At 70.4% G+C, this 15,748-nt stretch carries 15 protein-coding genes; 8 read left to right on the top strand and 7 right to left on the bottom strand.

Features of this window, described 5'->3' with window-relative positions; translation table 11 throughout:
* The first annotated feature begins 17 nt into the window (after positions 1–17).
* Complete coding sequence (locus tag BLU09_RS09965) at positions 18–563, top strand: hypothetical protein (protein ID WP_090488595.1); 546 nt, start codon at positions 18–20, stop codon at positions 561–563.
* 11 nt (positions 564–574) lie between these two features.
* Here BLU09_RS09965 and BLU09_RS09960 read toward each other — a convergent pair whose 3' ends face one another.
* Positions 575–1,135: a sterol desaturase family protein gene (locus tag BLU09_RS09960; RefSeq protein WP_090488593.1), complete on the bottom strand. Its 561-nt coding sequence runs from the start codon at positions 1,133–1,135 to the stop codon at positions 575–577.
* A 98-nt stretch (positions 1,136–1,233) separates the two neighbouring features.
* Between BLU09_RS09960 and BLU09_RS09955 the strand changes: the two genes are divergently transcribed.
* Together BLU09_RS09955 and BLU09_RS09950 are read left to right on the top strand one after the other, a co-directional pair.
* Entirely contained in the window at positions 1,234–1,962 is a 729-nt protein-coding gene (locus BLU09_RS09955; RefSeq protein ID WP_090488591.1) for a TetR/AcrR family transcriptional regulator, read from the top strand.
* A gap of 10 nt (positions 1,963–1,972) precedes the next feature.
* Positions 1,973–2,704 carry a lytic transglycosylase domain-containing protein gene (locus BLU09_RS09950; RefSeq protein WP_090488589.1) on the top strand — a complete coding sequence of 244 codons (732 nt, stop codon included), beginning with the start codon at positions 1,973–1,975 and terminating at the stop codon, positions 2,702–2,704.
* A gap of 15 nt (positions 2,705–2,719) precedes the next feature.
* Here the strand turns inward: BLU09_RS09950 and BLU09_RS09945 are convergent, their stop codons facing one another.
* A complete protein-coding gene (locus BLU09_RS09945) occupies positions 2,720–3,448 on the bottom strand; it encodes a glucosamine-6-phosphate deaminase (RefSeq protein WP_090488587.1) in 729 nt (242 codons plus the stop codon).
* A 67-nt stretch (positions 3,449–3,515) separates the two neighbouring features.
* Between BLU09_RS09945 and BLU09_RS09940 the strand changes: the two genes are divergently transcribed.
* The 3 genes from BLU09_RS09940 (at position 3,516) to BLU09_RS09930 (ending at position 7,796) form a co-directional block, all read left to right on the top strand.
* Positions 3,516–4,943 carry an amidase gene (locus tag BLU09_RS09940; protein ID WP_090488585.1) on the top strand — a complete coding sequence of 476 codons (1,428 nt, stop codon included), beginning with the start codon at positions 3,516–3,518 and terminating at the stop codon, positions 4,941–4,943.
* A gap of 80 nt (positions 4,944–5,023) precedes the next feature.
* Entirely contained in the window at positions 5,024–6,061 is a 1,038-nt protein-coding gene (locus tag BLU09_RS09935) for a 6-phosphofructokinase (protein WP_090488583.1), read from the top strand.
* Between the two features lie 91 nt (positions 6,062–6,152).
* Positions 6,153–7,796, top strand: coding sequence for a long-chain fatty acid--CoA ligase (locus BLU09_RS09930; RefSeq protein WP_090488582.1), 1,644 nt, complete (start codon positions 6,153–6,155; stop codon positions 7,794–7,796).
* A 66-nt stretch (positions 7,797–7,862) separates the two neighbouring features.
* On the opposite strand, the gene BLU09_RS09925 is transcribed toward BLU09_RS09930, so the two are convergent.
* Complete coding sequence (locus BLU09_RS09925) at positions 7,863–9,908, bottom strand: hypothetical protein (RefSeq protein ID WP_090488580.1); 2,046 nt, start codon at positions 9,906–9,908, stop codon at positions 7,863–7,865.
* A 198-nt stretch (positions 9,909–10,106) separates the two neighbouring features.
* On the opposite strand from BLU09_RS09925, the gene BLU09_RS09920 reads away from it, so the two are divergent.
* On the top strand, positions 10,107–10,640 hold the full coding sequence (locus tag BLU09_RS09920) for an FHA domain-containing protein (protein WP_090488579.1): 534 nt from the start codon (positions 10,107–10,109) through the stop codon (positions 10,638–10,640).
* Positions 10,641–10,746: 106 nt separating this feature from the next.
* Positions 10,747–11,973 carry a metallophosphoesterase gene (locus BLU09_RS09915; protein WP_186817742.1) on the top strand — a complete coding sequence of 409 codons (1,227 nt, stop codon included), beginning with the start codon at positions 10,747–10,749 and terminating at the stop codon, positions 11,971–11,973.
* Here the strand turns inward: BLU09_RS09915 and BLU09_RS09910 are convergent.
* From BLU09_RS09910 to BLU09_RS09895, 4 genes are all read right to left on the bottom strand, one after another.
* Positions 11,927–12,598, bottom strand: a complete 672-nt coding sequence (locus BLU09_RS09910; protein WP_090488575.1) for a class II aldolase/adducin family protein — start codon at positions 12,596–12,598, stop codon at positions 11,927–11,929. The two genes, BLU09_RS09915 and BLU09_RS09910, sit on opposite strands and share 47 nt — an antisense overlap.
* Complete coding sequence (mtnA, locus tag BLU09_RS09905) at positions 12,595–13,701, bottom strand: S-methyl-5-thioribose-1-phosphate isomerase (protein WP_090488573.1); 1,107 nt, start codon at positions 13,699–13,701, stop codon at positions 12,595–12,597. The genes BLU09_RS09910 and mtnA overlap by 4 nt, the downstream gene beginning before the upstream one ends.
* Entirely contained in the window at positions 13,698–14,582 is an 885-nt protein-coding gene (locus BLU09_RS09900) for an S-methyl-5'-thioadenosine phosphorylase (RefSeq protein ID WP_090488570.1), read from the bottom strand. The genes mtnA and BLU09_RS09900 overlap by 4 nt, the downstream gene beginning before the upstream one ends.
* Before the next feature lie 217 nt (positions 14,583–14,799).
* Positions 14,800–15,609 (bottom strand): alpha/beta hydrolase, encoded by an 810-nt coding sequence (locus BLU09_RS09895; protein ID WP_090488568.1) that lies wholly within the window; start codon positions 15,607–15,609, stop codon positions 14,800–14,802.
* Positions 15,610–15,748: the final 139 nt, after the last annotated feature.

Raw genomic sequence — 15,748 nt, 5'->3', positions numbered from 1 at the left:
CCAGGAGCTTTTCAACCATGCGAACGACTTCCTTCCGCATCCTGCTCCTCTCCAGCATCGCGATGCTCGCCACCGGCTGTGAATCCCTCTTCTTCATCGAGGCCGAGGCCGAGGAGATCTGCAAGACGGAGCGCGACCTGTCCTTCCCCGCGGCGCTGCCGCTCACCGTCAACGTGGAGCGGAGCATCACCTTCCCGCTGGGCGACTTCTCCGACCCGCTGCCCGAGGACACGGACATCGAAACCGAGCTCCGGCTGCGCCTCTTCGAGGTGACGGCCGACACGGACCTGAGCGGCGTGGAGCGCGCCAACGTCTCCGTGCGCCTGCCGGGCTCCAACGACACCCACGTCATCGGTGAGTACACGCGCACCAGCACCGCGCCCACGCGCACCCTCCAGCTCACCAGCACCGGCCCGGTGGACCTGATGGACCTGGCCCGGCAGCCCGAGCTGGAGTTCATCTTCGACGCCCGGGGCACGCTGCCTTCCGAGGACTGGACCGCCTCGCTGCGCGCCTGCGCGGGCGTGAAGGCGCACGCCAACTACTTCGACCTGGTGTTCTAGGCCGCCCGCCGTTACCGGAGCCCGGAAGCCGCCGCCGCGCGCTTCCGGGCCTCCACGGGCGCGGGCACGGGCTGTTCGACGGGCGCGGGCTGCTTGGACGCGGGAGGTTGCACGTTGAGGAACTCGCGCCGCGTGCCCATGACCAGGTCGAAGAACGGGTGCGTCACGCACCAGTTCGCGTTCTGGTCCTTGCCCATGTGGTGGTCGTAGTGCCACGGCAGGTGCTCACGCGCCCACTTCGGGTCCAGGTGCGCGCGCCGGTGGACGAAGTAGTAGTTCGCCGCGCAGGCCCACACCGTCCCCACGAAGAAGGGCGCCACCGGCAACAGCGGCGCGTGGGCCAGCGCCAGCACCGCCAGCCCCATCAGCTCCTTGGTCTGCGCCGACCAGCTCCACAGCGAGCGCATGTACTGGTCGTCCACCATGTCGTGGCGCCGCGACTTCTGGTGGTGCTCGTGCCAGTGGAAGCTCCAGAAGCTCTTCCGGTTCTTCCCCAGGCCGTGCAGGACGGACCTGTGAAGGACCCATTCACCGAAATTGGAGTAAACCCAGCCCAGGGGGATGCCGATCATCGTCGCCTCCGGCGAAGCGCCCGGCCGGCGCTTCGCTTCCCATAAATGACTATTTGGTCACTCTTTTTCTACCGCGCAATGGACTGGAGCGCACGGCAATGGCGAGCCGGGATGGCACGCGGGCGGATGGCGCCCAGGAGACGGGCAAGCCGCCCGCACGGCCCGGAGGCCGCCGCGAGGCCCACCGCCGAGAGCGAGAGCAGTCCCTGGAGGACGCCGCGCTGAAGCTGTTCCTGGCGCGGGGCCTGGATGGCGTCACCATCGACGACATCACCCAGGCGGCCGGGGTGGCCAAGGGGACGTTCTACCGGTACTTCGACGACAAGGCGGCGCTGGTGGACGGCCTGCTGGAGCCGGTGCGCCGCGAGCTGCTGGCCGGGCTGGAGACGTGCGGCCACTCCCTGGCGGAGGCGCGCAACGTGGAGGCCATGTTCGACGCGTACCGCGCGGTGGCGGCGGTGATTGCCAGCGCCCTCCTCCAGTACCCGGGTGTGGTGCGGCTGTACCTCCAGGAGTCCCGGGGGCCCGCCGTGGGGGCGCGGACGAAGGTGGCGGAGCTGGCGCGGCAGGTGGCGCGTCACGCGGTGGACATCACGCAGAAGGCGCACACCAGCGGGCTGCTGCGCCCCATCCGTCCGGCGGTGAGCGGACTGGCGGTGGTGGGCGCCGTGGAGCGGCTGCTGCTGGCGGTGCTGAGCGAGGAGGACATCGGCAACCCGCTGGAGCTGCCGGACGCGCTCACCACGCTGGTGCTGGACGGGCTGCGCCTGCCCCCGGAGGTCCGCCCCGGGCGCCGGAAGTTGGACGGAGGCCCCAAGCGCCCCTAAGGGTGGAGGGGTGGGACGCAAGCGGGCGGCACGGCGTGCGGGGATGACGGTGCCCGGGTGGGCGTGGTGGTTGCCGTGTGTGCTCGCGCCGGTGGTGCTGCTCAACGTCGCGGTGGCCTGGTTCGGCAACAGCTTCGTGTCGCCGCTGTCCTTCTCGTTCCTGGAGGCCAAGGCGGGCGCGCTGCGCGCGTATCTGGCGCACCGGCCGTCGTGCCTGGTGGAGGGACACGCGCCCCTGGAGCCCGTCATCGACGCGGCCGAGCGCCGGCACCGCCTTCCCGCGGGGCTGCTGCGCGCGCTGGTGCAGGTGGAGTCGGAGACGCGCGTGCACCGCATCTCCCCGGCGGGAGCCATGGGGCCCGGACAGCTGATGCCCGGCACCGCGGCCATGCTGGGTGTGAAGGACCCGTTCGACCCGGAGCCGGCGATTGACGGCAGCGCACGCTATCTGGCCCAGCAGCTTCGGCGCTTCGGTGACGTGCGGCTCGCGGTGGCCGCGTACAACGCGGGCCCAGGCGCCGTGAATGGCCGCGTGCCGCGCAATGGCGAGACGGAGTTCTACGTGCCCAAGGTGCTCGCGGCGTGGGAGCTGACGCGCCCGCCTCCGCCGCGGAAGGCGCCGCCCGCGGTGAAGCCCGTGGCGAAGCCGAAGCCGGTGGCTCCGGCACGCTCAAAGGCACCGGCGTCCGCGGCGAAGGAGCCGAAGAAGCCCGCCGCGCCCGCGGAGAATGGCCGGAGCTGAGGCGGGCGCAGCAGCCTACAGCGCGCGAGCCGCCGCCGGGTCCAGCCACACCTCGACGTCCGGGTGGAGCTGGAGGAAGGAGGCGGGACAGCGGGGGGAGACGGGGCCCTCCACCATGCCGCGCACCGCCTCCGCCTTGGCCTCGCCGAAAGCCAGCAGCAGCGCCTGCCGTGCCTGGAGGATGCTGGCCATGCCCAGCGTGAGCGCCTCCATCGGCACGCGCGACGGGTCATCCCCGAAGAGCATGAGGTTGGCCTCGCGCGTCTGGCGGCTCAGCCGCGTCCGGTGACACCGCGCGCGCAGGCCGTCCGCCGGCTCGTTGAAGGCCAGGTGCCCGTTCGAACCGAGCCCCAGCAACACCAGGTCCAGTCCGCCCGCTTCTGCCAACCGGGCCTCGTAGCGCGCGCACTCCGCCTCCGCGTCCTCCACCGCGCCATCCAGGAACTGGATGTTCGCGGGCGACAGGTTGACGTGCTGGAAGAGGTGCCGCTCCATGTAGGCGCGGAAGCTGCCCGCGTCGTCCGCCGACACCCCCAGAAACTCATCCAGGTTGAAGGTCCGGACCTGGGCCCAATCCAAACCGCCGCGTGTGAACAATTCCACCAGCTCCCGGTACACGTTGAGCGGCGTGCGCCCCGTGGGGAGCCCCAGCACCAGGGAGGGGCGTGCCGCCACCGCTCGGGCGATTCGCTGGGCGCACGTGGCGGCGGCCTCCCGCTCGGAATCGAAGACGCGGATGCGCATGGGTCCGAAACATAGGCACGCACCGGGTGCGCTTCCAGGTCGCGTGAATCATGCCAGAGTCGGGGACATGGACCCCTTTGTCAGTCTCGACGCGACGGCACAGGCGGAGCTCGTCCGGCGCCGGGAGGCCACGCCGCTCGAGCTCGTGGATGCGGCCATTGCCCGCATCGAGCGCCACAACCCGACACTCAACGCGGTCGTCCAGACGCAGTTCGACCAGGCGCGCGAGCGTGCCCGGGGAACGCTGCCTCCGGGCCCCTTCACCGGCGTCCCCTTCCTGCTCCAGGACCTGCTCACGGCCCAGGAGGGTCACCCGCTCACTCACGGCTCGCGCTTCGGGAAGGACTACGTTCCAGACCAGGACAGCGAGCTGGTGAAGCGCCACCGGCGCAGCGGCCTGGTGGTGCTGGGCAAGTCGAACACGCCGGAGATGGGGCTGCTCCCCACCACGGAGGGCGAGCTGCACGGGCCCTGCCGCAACCCCTGGGACACCTCGCGCTCTCCGGGCGGGTCCAGCGGCGGCGCGGCGGCGGCGGTGGCCAGCGGCATGGTGCCCTTCGCCCACGCGACGGACAGCGGCGGCTCCATCCGCATCCCCGCCGCCGCCTGTGGCCTCTTCGGCCTCAAGCCCACCCGGGGCCGCAACCCCATGGGCGCCGACATCGCGGACGCCGTCCACTGGCTCGTCACCGAACACGCCCTCACCCGCTCCGTGCGAGACAGCGCGGCGCTGCTCGACGTCACCTGCGGCGCGGACGCGGGGACGCCGTACCAGGCCCCCGCCAAGGCCCGGCCCTACACCCAGGAGGTCAACACGCCCCCGGGCCACCTGCGCATCCGCGTGGCCGTACGAAACCCCATGGGCGCCGCCATCCACCCGGAGTGCCTGGCCGCCATCCACTCCGCGGCCCGGCTGCTGGAGGACCTGGGCCACCACGTGGACGAGGGCAGCCTGGAGGTGCCCGGTGATGACGCGGTGGGCCAGCACTTCATCACCATGTGGACCGCGGGCGTCGTCTTCAGCATCGACGCGATGGCCGAGCGCCTGGGACGCAGTCCGGAGGCTTCGCACTTCGAGCCCTTCACCTGGGCCCTCTACCAATATGGCCTGGACCAGGGCCTGTCCGCCTATCTGCGCGCCAGCGCGGAATTGCAGCGTCACAGCCGCGCCGCGCTCCGTCACTTCGACGACGTGGACATCTGGTTGATGCCCACCCTCAACGAGCTCGCGCCGCCGCTGGGCTCGTTCTCCTCACCACCGGGCGAGCCCATGGCCGCGCTGCTCCGCGCGGGCGCCTTCGCCTCCCACTGCCCGATGGCCAACACCACGGGGCTGCCCGCCATGAGCCTGCCGCTCCACTGGAGCCCGGACGGCCTGCCCGTGGGCGTTCAGTTCATAGGGCGCTTTGGAGACGAGGCCACCCTGTTCCGGCTCGCCGCCCAGTTGGAGGCTGCCCGCCCCTGGGCCCAGCGTCGTCCAGCGGTGTTCGGATAGAAGGTTGGAAGGTCCCCGGGTGAGCGCTCGGGCGAACTTGGACATCGCGTCTGGCGCCGGGCGCGATAGAACGTTTCTCCATGAAAGTCGCCGTGCTCACCGGCGGGGGCGACTGCCCCGGCCTGAACGCCGTCATCCGCGCCGTCGTCCGCCGCGCCAACGCCCACGGCTTCGAGATGATGGGCCTCCGCGATGGTTGGAAGGGGTTGTTGGAGGACAACCACTTCCGCCTCACGCGTGAAACCACGTCCGGAATCCTCCACCGGGGCGGCACCATCCTCGGCACCTCGCGCGTCAACCCGTTCAAGGTCGAAAACGGGCTGGAGCGCGTCAAGCGCGCCATCGAACGCAACGGCATCCACGCCGTCATCGCCATTGGTGGTGAAGGCACGCTGTCGGCCGCCACGCGCATGTCGCAGGAAGGGCTGCGCATCGTCGGTGTGCCGAAGACCATCGACAACGACATCAACGCCACGGACTTCACCTTCGGCTTCGACACGGCCGTCGCCATCGCCACCGAGGCCATTGACCGGCTGCACTCCACCGCGGAGTCGCACAAGCGCGTCATCGTCTGCGAGGTGATGGGCCGTCACGTGGGCTGGATTGCCACCTACGCGGGCATCGCTGGCGGCGCGGACGTCATCCTGGTGCCGGAGATTCCCGCCGACCTGGCGAAGGTGGCCGAGCACATCCAGCGCCGCCACGCGGGCGGGCGCACCTTCTCCATCGTCGTGGTGGCGGAGGGCACGCGCATCAAGCTGTCCGCGGACCAGCAGGAGCAGCTCGTCACCAGCGGCGCGCTGGACGAGGCAGGCAGGCCGCGGCTCGGTGGCGTGGGCACCATCCTGGCGCACGAAATCGAGCGGCGCACCGGCTTCGAGACGCGCGTGTCCGTGCTGGGCCACATCCAGCGCGGCGGCGCCCCCACCGCGCATGACCGCGTGCTCGCCACCCGCTACGGCGTCCACGCCTGCGACATGGTGGCCCGCGGCGAGTTCGGGAAGATGGCCGCGCTGCGAGGCAACGACATCATCAGCGTGGACCTGGGGGACGCCACCCGCGAGCTCAAGCGCGTCCCGCAGGAGTTCTTTGAAGTCGCCCAGGTCTTCTTCGGCTGACGCGACGCAGCATCGCGGAGCGTGGATGAAGCACGGGTCCGCGCTCCGTTAGCATCGTCACCTCCTCACGCCGTCACAAGGAAGGGTGCCGATGCTGCCAGGCCGCATGATGGATTTCCCGCTCACGCTGAACCACTTGTTGGAGCGTGCACGGACGTTCTACCCGCGCTCGGAAATCGTCAGCCGCAACCCGGACAAGTCGCTGCACCGCTACACGTACGCGGACTTCTACGCGCGCACGTGCCAGTTGGCCAACGCGCTGACGCGGTTGGGCGTGAAGGCCGGGGACCGGGTGGCCACGCTGAGCTGGAATCACTACCGGCACCTGGAGGTGTATTACGGCGTGCCGTGCATGGGCGCGGTGGTGCACACGCTCAACCTGCGCCTGCACCCCAATGACCTGGGCTACATCGCGCGGCACGCGGAAGACTCCGTGGTGGTGGTGGACCGCTCGCTGCTGCCACTGTTCGAGAAGTTCAAGGACGCGGTGCCCAGCATCCGCCACGTCATCGTGGTGCCGGACGCGGGCCCCGCGCCGGAGGGGACGCTCGACTACGAAGCACTGCTGGCGGCCGAGTCCCCGGTCTTCGACTTTCCCCAGCTCGATGAGAACTCCGCGTCGATGCTCTGCTACACGTCGGGCACCACGGGCAATCCGAAGGGCGTGCTCTACAGCCACCGCTCCACCGTGCTGCACGCCCTGGCGTGTTGCATGACGGACGTGACGGGCATGCGCGAGGCGGACGCGGTGATGCCGGTGGTGCCCATGTTCCACGCCGCCGCGTGGGGCCTGGCCTTCGACGCCGTCCTCACCGGCGCGAAGCTGGTGCTCCCCGGGCCGCACCTGGACCCGCCCTCCCTGCTGGACTTGATGGCGGCGGAGAAGGTCACCCTGGCGGGCGGCGTGCCCACCATCTGGATTGGAATCCTGGCGCTGCTGGACCAGTCGCCGAACAAGTGGGACCTGAGCAGCATGCGGTCCATGCTGATTGGTGGCTCGGCGGCGCCTCCGTCGCTGATTGAGGGCTTCCAGCAGCGGCATGGGCTGGAAGTGGTCCACGCGTGGGGCATGACGGAGATGAGCCCCGTCGGAACGATGGCGAAGGTCAAGGGGCCGCTGCGGCAGGCGGCGCCAGAGACGAAGTCCTCGGCGCGGGCGTCCCAGGGGTTCGCGCTGCCGTTCGTGGAGACGCGCGTCACCAGCGACGACGGCACGCTGCTGCCCTGGGATGGGGAGACGATGGGTGAACTGGAGGTCCGGGGGCCCTGGGTCGCGTCGTCCTACTTCAGCGACGAGGGCGCGGACCGCTTCACGAAGGACGGCTGGTTCAAGACGGGCGACGTGGTGACCATCGACTCGCACGGTTACGTGCGCATCTGCGACCGCAGCAAGGACGTCATCAAGTCGGGCGGTGAGTGGATCTCCTCCGTGGCGCTGGAGAACGCGCTGATGGCGCACCCGGCGGTGCTGGAGGCGGCCGTCTTCGCAGGGAAACATCCGAAGTGGGATGAGCGCCCGCTGGCCGCGGTGGCACTCAAGGAGGGGCAGCAGGTCACGAAGGAGGAGCTGACCGCGCATCTGGCGGGCCAGTTCGCGAAGATGTGGCTGCCGGATGACTATGTCTTCGTCCCGCAGGTGCCGCGGACGTCCACCGGCAAGTTCCTCAAGACGAAGCTGCGCGAGGACTACGGCGACCACCTGCTGAAGAATCCGAAGGCGGACGCGGCGACGTAGGCCGCGACGAGGCAGTGACCTCCACGCGTCCGCCTCTGACGCGCGGAGGTCACTTCTGGCCCTGCGCTAGTTGCCACCCAAGCAGATGCCGTCGCAGGTGACCTCCACCTGCCCGCCCGGCCGCAGGAACCGGTCCACCTGCTCCCGTCCGTCGTCGTCCCGGCGCACGCCTTCGTGAACGGCATTGTCGGCGGCCGGCAGGTCCGCCACGGTGCCGGGCAGCGGCGGCGGCAGCCCGAAGTCGAACTGCACCAGCGCCGAGCCCTCCACCGTTCCCTCTTCCGCGGGCAGCATGGGCACGCGCCAGGTGGCGGGCAGTTGCTGCGTCAATCCCATGGCGCGGGCATGCAGCTCGGTGGCCACGTTGGGAACCTGCGCATCCCCCAGCCCGTACTGCACCAGCACCCGGCGCGACGCGGGCGCTCCGGGATACAGGTCGCCGAGCACGTGCGGCGCATAGGTGAGCGGGTCGATGCGGTCGAAGGACGTCTGCGTCAGCGCCGCGAACTTCTGCTGGTCGAGCGCGTCCGGCACCGTCTGGGCAATCGCATCCAGGAACATGCCGAAGGGCCGGGCGCGGAACATCATCAGCGAGAAGTCCGCCCCGCCCACGCTGAACACGGCCCGTGAGACGTGCGGCGACAGCGCGACATACGCGCCGCCCAGGATGTGGCCCTGGCTGATGCCGTAGAAGTACGTCTGCTCCGGGTCAAAGACGCGCACGCCGTCGTCTTGCAGCTCGGCCAGCTCCGCCAGGGTCGTCCGGGCCGCGTACGTCACGGCGAGCTGATTCACCATCCCCTGGTGGACGCGGTCGGTGAAGCGCAACGTCTGGCCAGGGTTGCCCGCCATCGCCTGGAGCACGCCCGGCGCGTCCGTCTGCGACATGCCCCACCAGTCCACCGTCAGCACCACCATCCGCGTGGCCTGGATGAAGGGCCGGACGAAGGAACCATCCGCCTCCGCCTGCCGGCCGAAGAAGCCGTGGCCGTACTGGAGCAAGCGCACCGGCGCCACGGACTGCCCCCAGACGCTGCGAGGAATCTGGAGCGTGAAAGGCACCTCCGCGTCGCCGTTGCGGCGCACACGGCCTTCCTCGTCACGGGCGAGCAGCGCACCGGGCTGGTCGCTCTCCAGGAAGAGCGGGACCCGCAAGGTGCCGGTGATGCGCCGGGCGACGTTGGCGTCCACGTCATCTCGCACGTCCGTCACCGTGACGGCGGGGGGCGTGGCCTCCAGCGCCTCCATCGCCAGGCGGCGCACCTGGAGCATGTCCTGCGTGACGCCCTCTTGCGACTCGGTGGTGAAGTCCCACGCGAGCTGGAGCTCCGCGCGCGGCACACCCGCGGCCTCCAGCGCCGGGAAGATGTCCGCTTCGTATCTGGCGGCCAGCGGCGCCAGCAGCGGGTCTCCCGCCGTCTGGCCATCCCGGATGCGCCGGAAGCCCTCAGGCACCGGCACGGGCGTGCCGTCCTTCGCCGTCAGCCCGCGCAGCGCGATGATGTAGCGGGCCGTGTTGCGCAGCCGCACCACGGGCCGCAGCAGCAAGGCGCGGCGCGCGTCGTCCGGAGCCCTGGGGTCCAGCTCCGCGAAGTGGAGCACACCCTCGCCGCGCTCCGCGTCGAGGAACACCGTGTTCCCATTCGTCGCGGCGGTGGGGCTCGTCACCGACGGCAGGCGCGCGTCATCCACCCCGTCCGGAAAGAGCGCGAGCACCTGCGTGCCATGGGAGTAGCCGTCCGCCGGGTGGAGGTCCGTGAAGTCGAACGCGGCGCCGTCCGGTGCCTTCAACTTCGCCGCCTCGGAGAGCCGCACCCGGTGGCCGGACGGCAGCGCGGCATCCTCCTCGAGGAAGTAGTCGGAGGGGTATGGCAGGAGGCAGTCATGCTCGGAGGCCAGCGGGTTGCAGCCCGCGGGCACCAGCAGCGGAGGCAGCTCCTCACCCGCATCGGGCGTGCCGCTGTCTCCCGCATCCGGAATCCCACTGTCACCCGCGTCGGGCAATCCCGCGTCCGGTGGCGCGCCTTCATCCGAGTCGCCGCAGGCGGGAGCCACCGCCAGCAACCACGCCGTCAACAGTCCAGCGCCATACCGCTTCATCCGCATCATCATGTCGTCGCTCCTGGAGGGCTTCGCGGAAGGGGTTCAACTGCCCCGGCGCGATGAAAGCGGACGCATTTCCCCCAAGAAAGGTCGCGCGCGTCATGGCGCGGAAGGACGGCGCGGCTCCCGACCGGCGGTGGACACTCCATGGGGAATGGACGCGGTCCAGCGCCAACTTCGCGCAACGCGGTCTAAGGTGCGGGCACCATGCCGTCCGTCAAGCAACTGCGCCCGTTCGCCCTGGCAACCCTGGAGGCCTTCCTCGAAGCGTCCGGCCGCGTCGTGCTGGTCCAACAACCTCCCGAGCCCGTCTTCCAACAGGTGGCCATGCGGCTCGGCGAGGCACGCACCGTGGGCATGGCTCACCGGACACGGCTCGTGGACCGGCTGTTCGTCATGCTGCGCGGGTTCGATGCCCTGGAGGTCCACTTCCTCAGGCCGGAGGCGGAGGGAGAGGAGTTCTCCGTGGGACGCATCGAAGGCTGCTCCCTGGTGGTACCCGACCCGTCCGTGTCCAAGCACCATGCGACCCTGCAGTGGCACGCCCAGGCCGGTGACTGCTCGGTGCGCGACCTGGGTTCCATGAATGGCACCTGGGTCAACGCCTCCTCGCTGGGGCCGGACCAGGACCGGATGCTCAACGACGGCGACGCCCTGGCCTTTGGCGATGCCCAGTTCCTCTACCTGCGCACGGAGACGCTCCACGCCCACCTGCGGATGGCCAGTCCCAGCCGGGGCTGAGCGGCCCGGGGACGGAACATTCCGTCCAAGCCCCAGCCACTTCCTGCGGCGCATGTCGCCCGCCCCGGCTATGACTGTTCCCCTTCACGCCACGGGAGCACCGTCAATGGGTAGGCTGCTGTTCCTCCTCGTCTTCAACGTCGGCGCCTGGGCCGTGCTCCGGTCGCTGTGGCCCGGCCTGCTCCGAAAGTGGCGCCTGGGTGTCTTCGCGCTGGGGACCTTCCTGTCCCTGGTGGCGTGGCTCTACTCCGCGGTGGCCGGACGGCACGCGCAGCTCCCCGTGGGGGATGCGGCCCTGCGCGTCTTCTCCGTGGGCTGGTCCGTCGCCATCATCATGATTGTCCTCGCCGGCGCGCCCTTCCTCCTGCTGCGCAGGTGGCTGGACCGGCCCGCCCGTCAGGCGCCGCCCCTCACCGCGCCCGAGGCCAACCCCACCCCGCCGGTGAACATGGCGCGCCGCAACCTGCTGACGAACGCCGGCCGCGCGGTGCCGCTGCTGGCGGCCGGGACGAGCTCGGTGGGGCTCGCCAACGGCTACACGCAGTTCTCCGTCCGCGAGGTCGACATCCACCTCCCCGGCCTGCCTCCGGCGATGGATGGGTTCCGCATCGGCCAGATTACGGACGTCCACGTCGGCACGTTCATCGACACCCAGTACCTCCAAGACGCCGTGCGGGCGATGAACGACGCCAAGGTGGACCTCCAGGTGATGACGGGGGACCTCATCGACGACCTGGACCAGCTCGACGGCACCATGGCGGCGCTGTCGGAGTGCAAGGCCCGCCACGGCATGCTCGCCATCCTGGGCAACCATGAGCACTGGCGCGGCCTGGAGGCCATCCGCCAGGCCTACGCCGACGTGGAGGCGCGAGGCGGCCCCGTGCGCCTGCTGGTGGACACGTCCCATGCCTTCGAGCACGCCGGCCAGCGCGTGCGCGTGGTGGGCGTGGACTACCCCATGTCCGGCCGCAGTCACCGCGTGAAGGCGGAGCGCATGCAGCAGTCCGCGGAAGCCGGCTTCCGCGACGTAGCGCCCGAAGAGGTGGTGCTCTGCCTGACGCACCATCCGGACTTCTTCCCGCTCGCGGCCGAGCGCGGCGCACGGCTGACGCTGGCCGGCCACACCCACGGCGGCCAGGTGGCCTTCCTGGGCGTCCCGGCCTTCTGGTTCGCCTTCAAGTACATGCTGGGCCGCTACCGCCAGGGCGACCACCAGCTCTACGTGTCCGGCGGAACGGGGCACTGGCTGCCCTTCCGCATCGGCGTGCCGACAGAGGTGACGGTCCTCACGCTTCGCGCGACGGGGGCGTCGGCTGCTGTCCGTACGTCTTGAACTTCTCCAGGACGCGCGCCATCTCCGCGCCGTCCAGCAGCACCGGTTCACCCGCCTGGAGCGCCCGCCAGTACATGGCGGCCAGCGTCTCCACTTCGACGGCCAGCTTGAAGGCCGCCGGCAGGTCCCTGCCCACCGCCACCATGCCGTGGTTCGCCATCAGGCAGGCCTTGCGCCCCTCCAGCGCGGCCAGCACGTGGGCCGCGAGCTCCGCCGTGCCGAACGTGGCATAGGGCGCGCAGCGCACGTCCGTGCCGCCCGCGGCGGACACCATGTAGTGGAAGGCGGGAATGTCCCGGTGCAGGCACGCCAGCGTGGTGCAGAACATGGAGTGCGCATGCAGCACCGCGCCCACCTCCGGCCTGGCGGCCAGGATGTCCCGGTGGAGCTGCCACTCCGAGGACGGACTCCGGCGACCCTCGTGGCTGCCGTCGAAGCGCATGAGGACCAGGTCCTCCGGCACCAGCGAGTCGTAGTCCATGCCGGTGGGCGTCAGCAGGAAGCCGGCCTCCACCCGCACGCTCAGGTTGCCGGAGGTACCCTGGTTGAGCGCGGACGCATTCATCCGCCGCGCGGTGGCAATCATCGACTCGCGCAGGGCGAGGTGCTCGCACGCACCGCTCATTCCGCCCTCCCGCGCCGCTCCGGGAAGAGCGACAGCAGCCCGTCATGCGAAGCCGGGCACACGCCGCGCTCGGTGATGAGCGCCGTCACCAGCCTCGCGGGCGTCACGTCGAAGGCGTAGTTCGCCGCGGGGCTCCCCTCCGGCGTAATCCGCACCGTGGCCACCTCGCCCGACGCCAAACGTCCGGTGACGTCGCTCAGCTCCGTGCCGTCGCGCTGTTCAATCGGAATCTCACGCACCCCGTCCCGCAGCGTCCAGTCGATGGTGGGCGAGGGCAGCGCCACGTAGAAGGGCACGCCGTTGTCCTTCGCCGCCAGTGCCTTGAGGTAGGTGCCAATCTTGTTCGCCACGTCGCCCTGGGCCGTGGTGCGGTCCGTGCCGACGATGCACAGGTCCACCTGCCCGTGCTGCATCAGGTGGCCCCCCACGTTGTCCGCGATGACGGTGTGCGGGACGCCGTGCTGCCCCAGCTCCCAGGCCGTGAGCTGCGCGCCCTGGTTGCGCGGGCGCGTCTCGTCCACCCAGACGTGCACGGGGATGCCCGCGTCGTGCGCCTGGTAGATGGGCGAGAGCGCGGTGCCGAAGTCCACCGTGGCCAACCAGCCGGCGTTGCAGTGCGTGAGCACCTCCAGGCGGCCCTGGCGCCCCTTGCGCGCCCAGGCGTCCTCCAGGAGCTTCAGGCCGTGCGCACCGATGGCGCGGTTGATGGCCACGTCCTCGTCGCTGATGGCCTCCGCGCGGCGAAGCGCGGCAGCCACCCGCTCCGCGGGAGGCAGCGGCGCCAGGAGCTGGCGCATGTCATCCAAGGCCCAGTGCAGATTCACGGCGGTGGGGCGCGTGCCCCGCAGCACCGCGAGCCCGTGCTCCAACGCGCCGTCCGAGGCATCCGCGCGCAAAGCCAGCCAGACGCCATAGGCCGCGGTGGCACCGATGAGGGGCGCGCCGCGCACCTGCATGCTCCGGATGGCATGAGCGGCTTCATCCAGGGTCGTCAGCCGCACGGTGACGAGCGCGTGGGGCAGCCGCGTCTGGTCAATGGCCTCCGCGGCCTGTGCGTCCGGCGCCAGCCAGATGGAGCGCATCGGCTTGCCATGGACCTTCATCGGCGCAGCACCCGGCCCGCCACCGCGGACAGCTTCTCCACCATGGCGGCGTCCCAGGCCGGGGGCGCGGTGATGATGGCGTGGTCCAGCGCCTTGTGGCAGCCCTGTGCACAGGGGCCGGCATGCGACCCGAGCAGCGGCACCACGTTCTTCACCAGCCCCTTCGCCTTGCCCGCATTGCCCAGCAGCACGGAGACGACCTGGTCCACCGTGACGGCGTCATGGTCCGGATGCCAGCAGTCGAAGTCGGTGACCATGGCCACCGTCGCGTAACAGAGCTCCGCCTCCCTCGCGAGCTTGGCCTCCGGCATGTTCGTCATGCCGATGACGTCACAGCCCCAGCTCCGGTACAGGTGGCTCTCCGCGATGGAGGAGAACTGCGGCCCCTCCATGGCCAGGTACGTGCCGCCCCGGCGCGCGACGACGCCCAGGCCCTCGCACGCGGAAATCACCGCGTCCCCCAGCCGCGAGCACACCGGCTTCGCCATGGAGACGTGCGCCACCAGCCCCGTGCCGAAGAAGCTCTTGTCCCGGGCGAAGGTCCGGTCGATGAACTGGTCCACGACGACGAAGGTGCCCGGTGGGTATTCCTCGCGCAGGCCCCCCACGGCGGACAACGACAGCAGGTCCGTCACCCCGCTGCGCTTGAGCGCGTCGATGTTCGCGCGGAAGTTGATGTCCGTCGGCGCCAGCCGGTGGCCTCGCCCGTGACGCGGCAGGAAGACGACGCGGTGCCCTCCGAGCGTGCCGAAGCACAGCTCGTCCGAAGGCTCACCGAAGGGGGACGTCACCTTCTTCCATTCGACGTCCGTCAGGCCATCCATCTGGTACAGGCCACTGCCACCAATGATGCCGATGACGGGCGAGGTGGGGTTGGACATGCGGCGGGCTCCCGGTGGACGCCGGCACAAGGACTGCGCCGGCGGCAGGGAGCGTAGGAGTCGCGGCGGCCTCGAGCAAGCCAGAGCGCGGTCCTGTCCAAGCGCTCATGGGGCCGTGCGCCCGGTCCCCTTCGACACCGCCCCGGTGCGGCGCCATGTCGCCATGGGTCGACATTGAAGCCAGACAGACAGCGTCAAATCCACCCGACTCCGCCGCTCAGGGTTCTCCCAACGCGAATGACGCCATCCGATGTCTGTAGACCTTTCCAGGGTCTTCGAGGACATCGTTGTGCCCCGCCCCCGCCACTGTCTCCACGACGGCCTGGGGGAAGAGCGTGCCCAGCCGGCGCCCCATGTCCACGGGGATGAGGGTGTCTTCCTCTCCGTGGATGATGAGCACGGGGAGCTTCACGGCGGCGGCCTTGGACGCGGTGTCATACCGGTCCCGGGCCAACAGGCGGACGGGCAGGAAGGGAAAGGCCGTGGCCCCGATGTCCGGGATGGACGTGTACGGACTCACGAGCATGACCCGCGAACCGTGCCCGCGCCGCGCCATCTCCACCGCCACGCCCGTCCCCAGGCTGCGGCCACTGAGCACCGTCTGCTCGGCGCTCACACCCTTCGCGCGCAGCCAGGCGAGCGCCGCTTCCGCCACGGCGTAGATGCCTTCCTCCGTGGGACGCCCCGGTGACGCGCCATAGCCCGGGTACTCGACGGTGAGGAAGCCCAGCCCCCGCGCTTGCATCAAGTTGCCCAGGCCTATCTGCGTCAGCACCTCCTCCCCGTTGCCGTGGAAGTGCACCACCGTGGGCGCGCCCGGAGGTGCCGGCAGGTGGAACAAGTCCACGAACAGGCCGCCCTCCAACGGGAGGCGGCTGAAGCCGTCACCTTCCGCCAGCGGCGGCGTGCCCTTGGGAGCCGGGTAGAGCAAGGAGCGTTGCAGCGCGAACACCGCCACACACAACACGAGGTAGAGCGATCCGAAGGTGGCCAGGATGAGGATGAGCATGCGGCGCAGCCGAAGCATCGGCCCAGTGTGCCGCAGTTCGCAACGCAGTGCGACGGCGAGTGGCGTCACGCCGGTGGTGCGCAGAACCTGTCATCCCCACCCGGCCAGGCCCCCTGGCATCCGAACCGGCGGCAATGCAACGATAGCGATTGGAAGC

This window comes from Myxococcus virescens, assembly GCF_900101905.1.
GTDB classification, from domain to species: Bacteria; Myxococcota; Myxococcia; order Myxococcales; family Myxococcaceae; genus Myxococcus; species Myxococcus virescens.
This window is presented reverse-complemented; position numbering and strand designations above follow the sequence as displayed.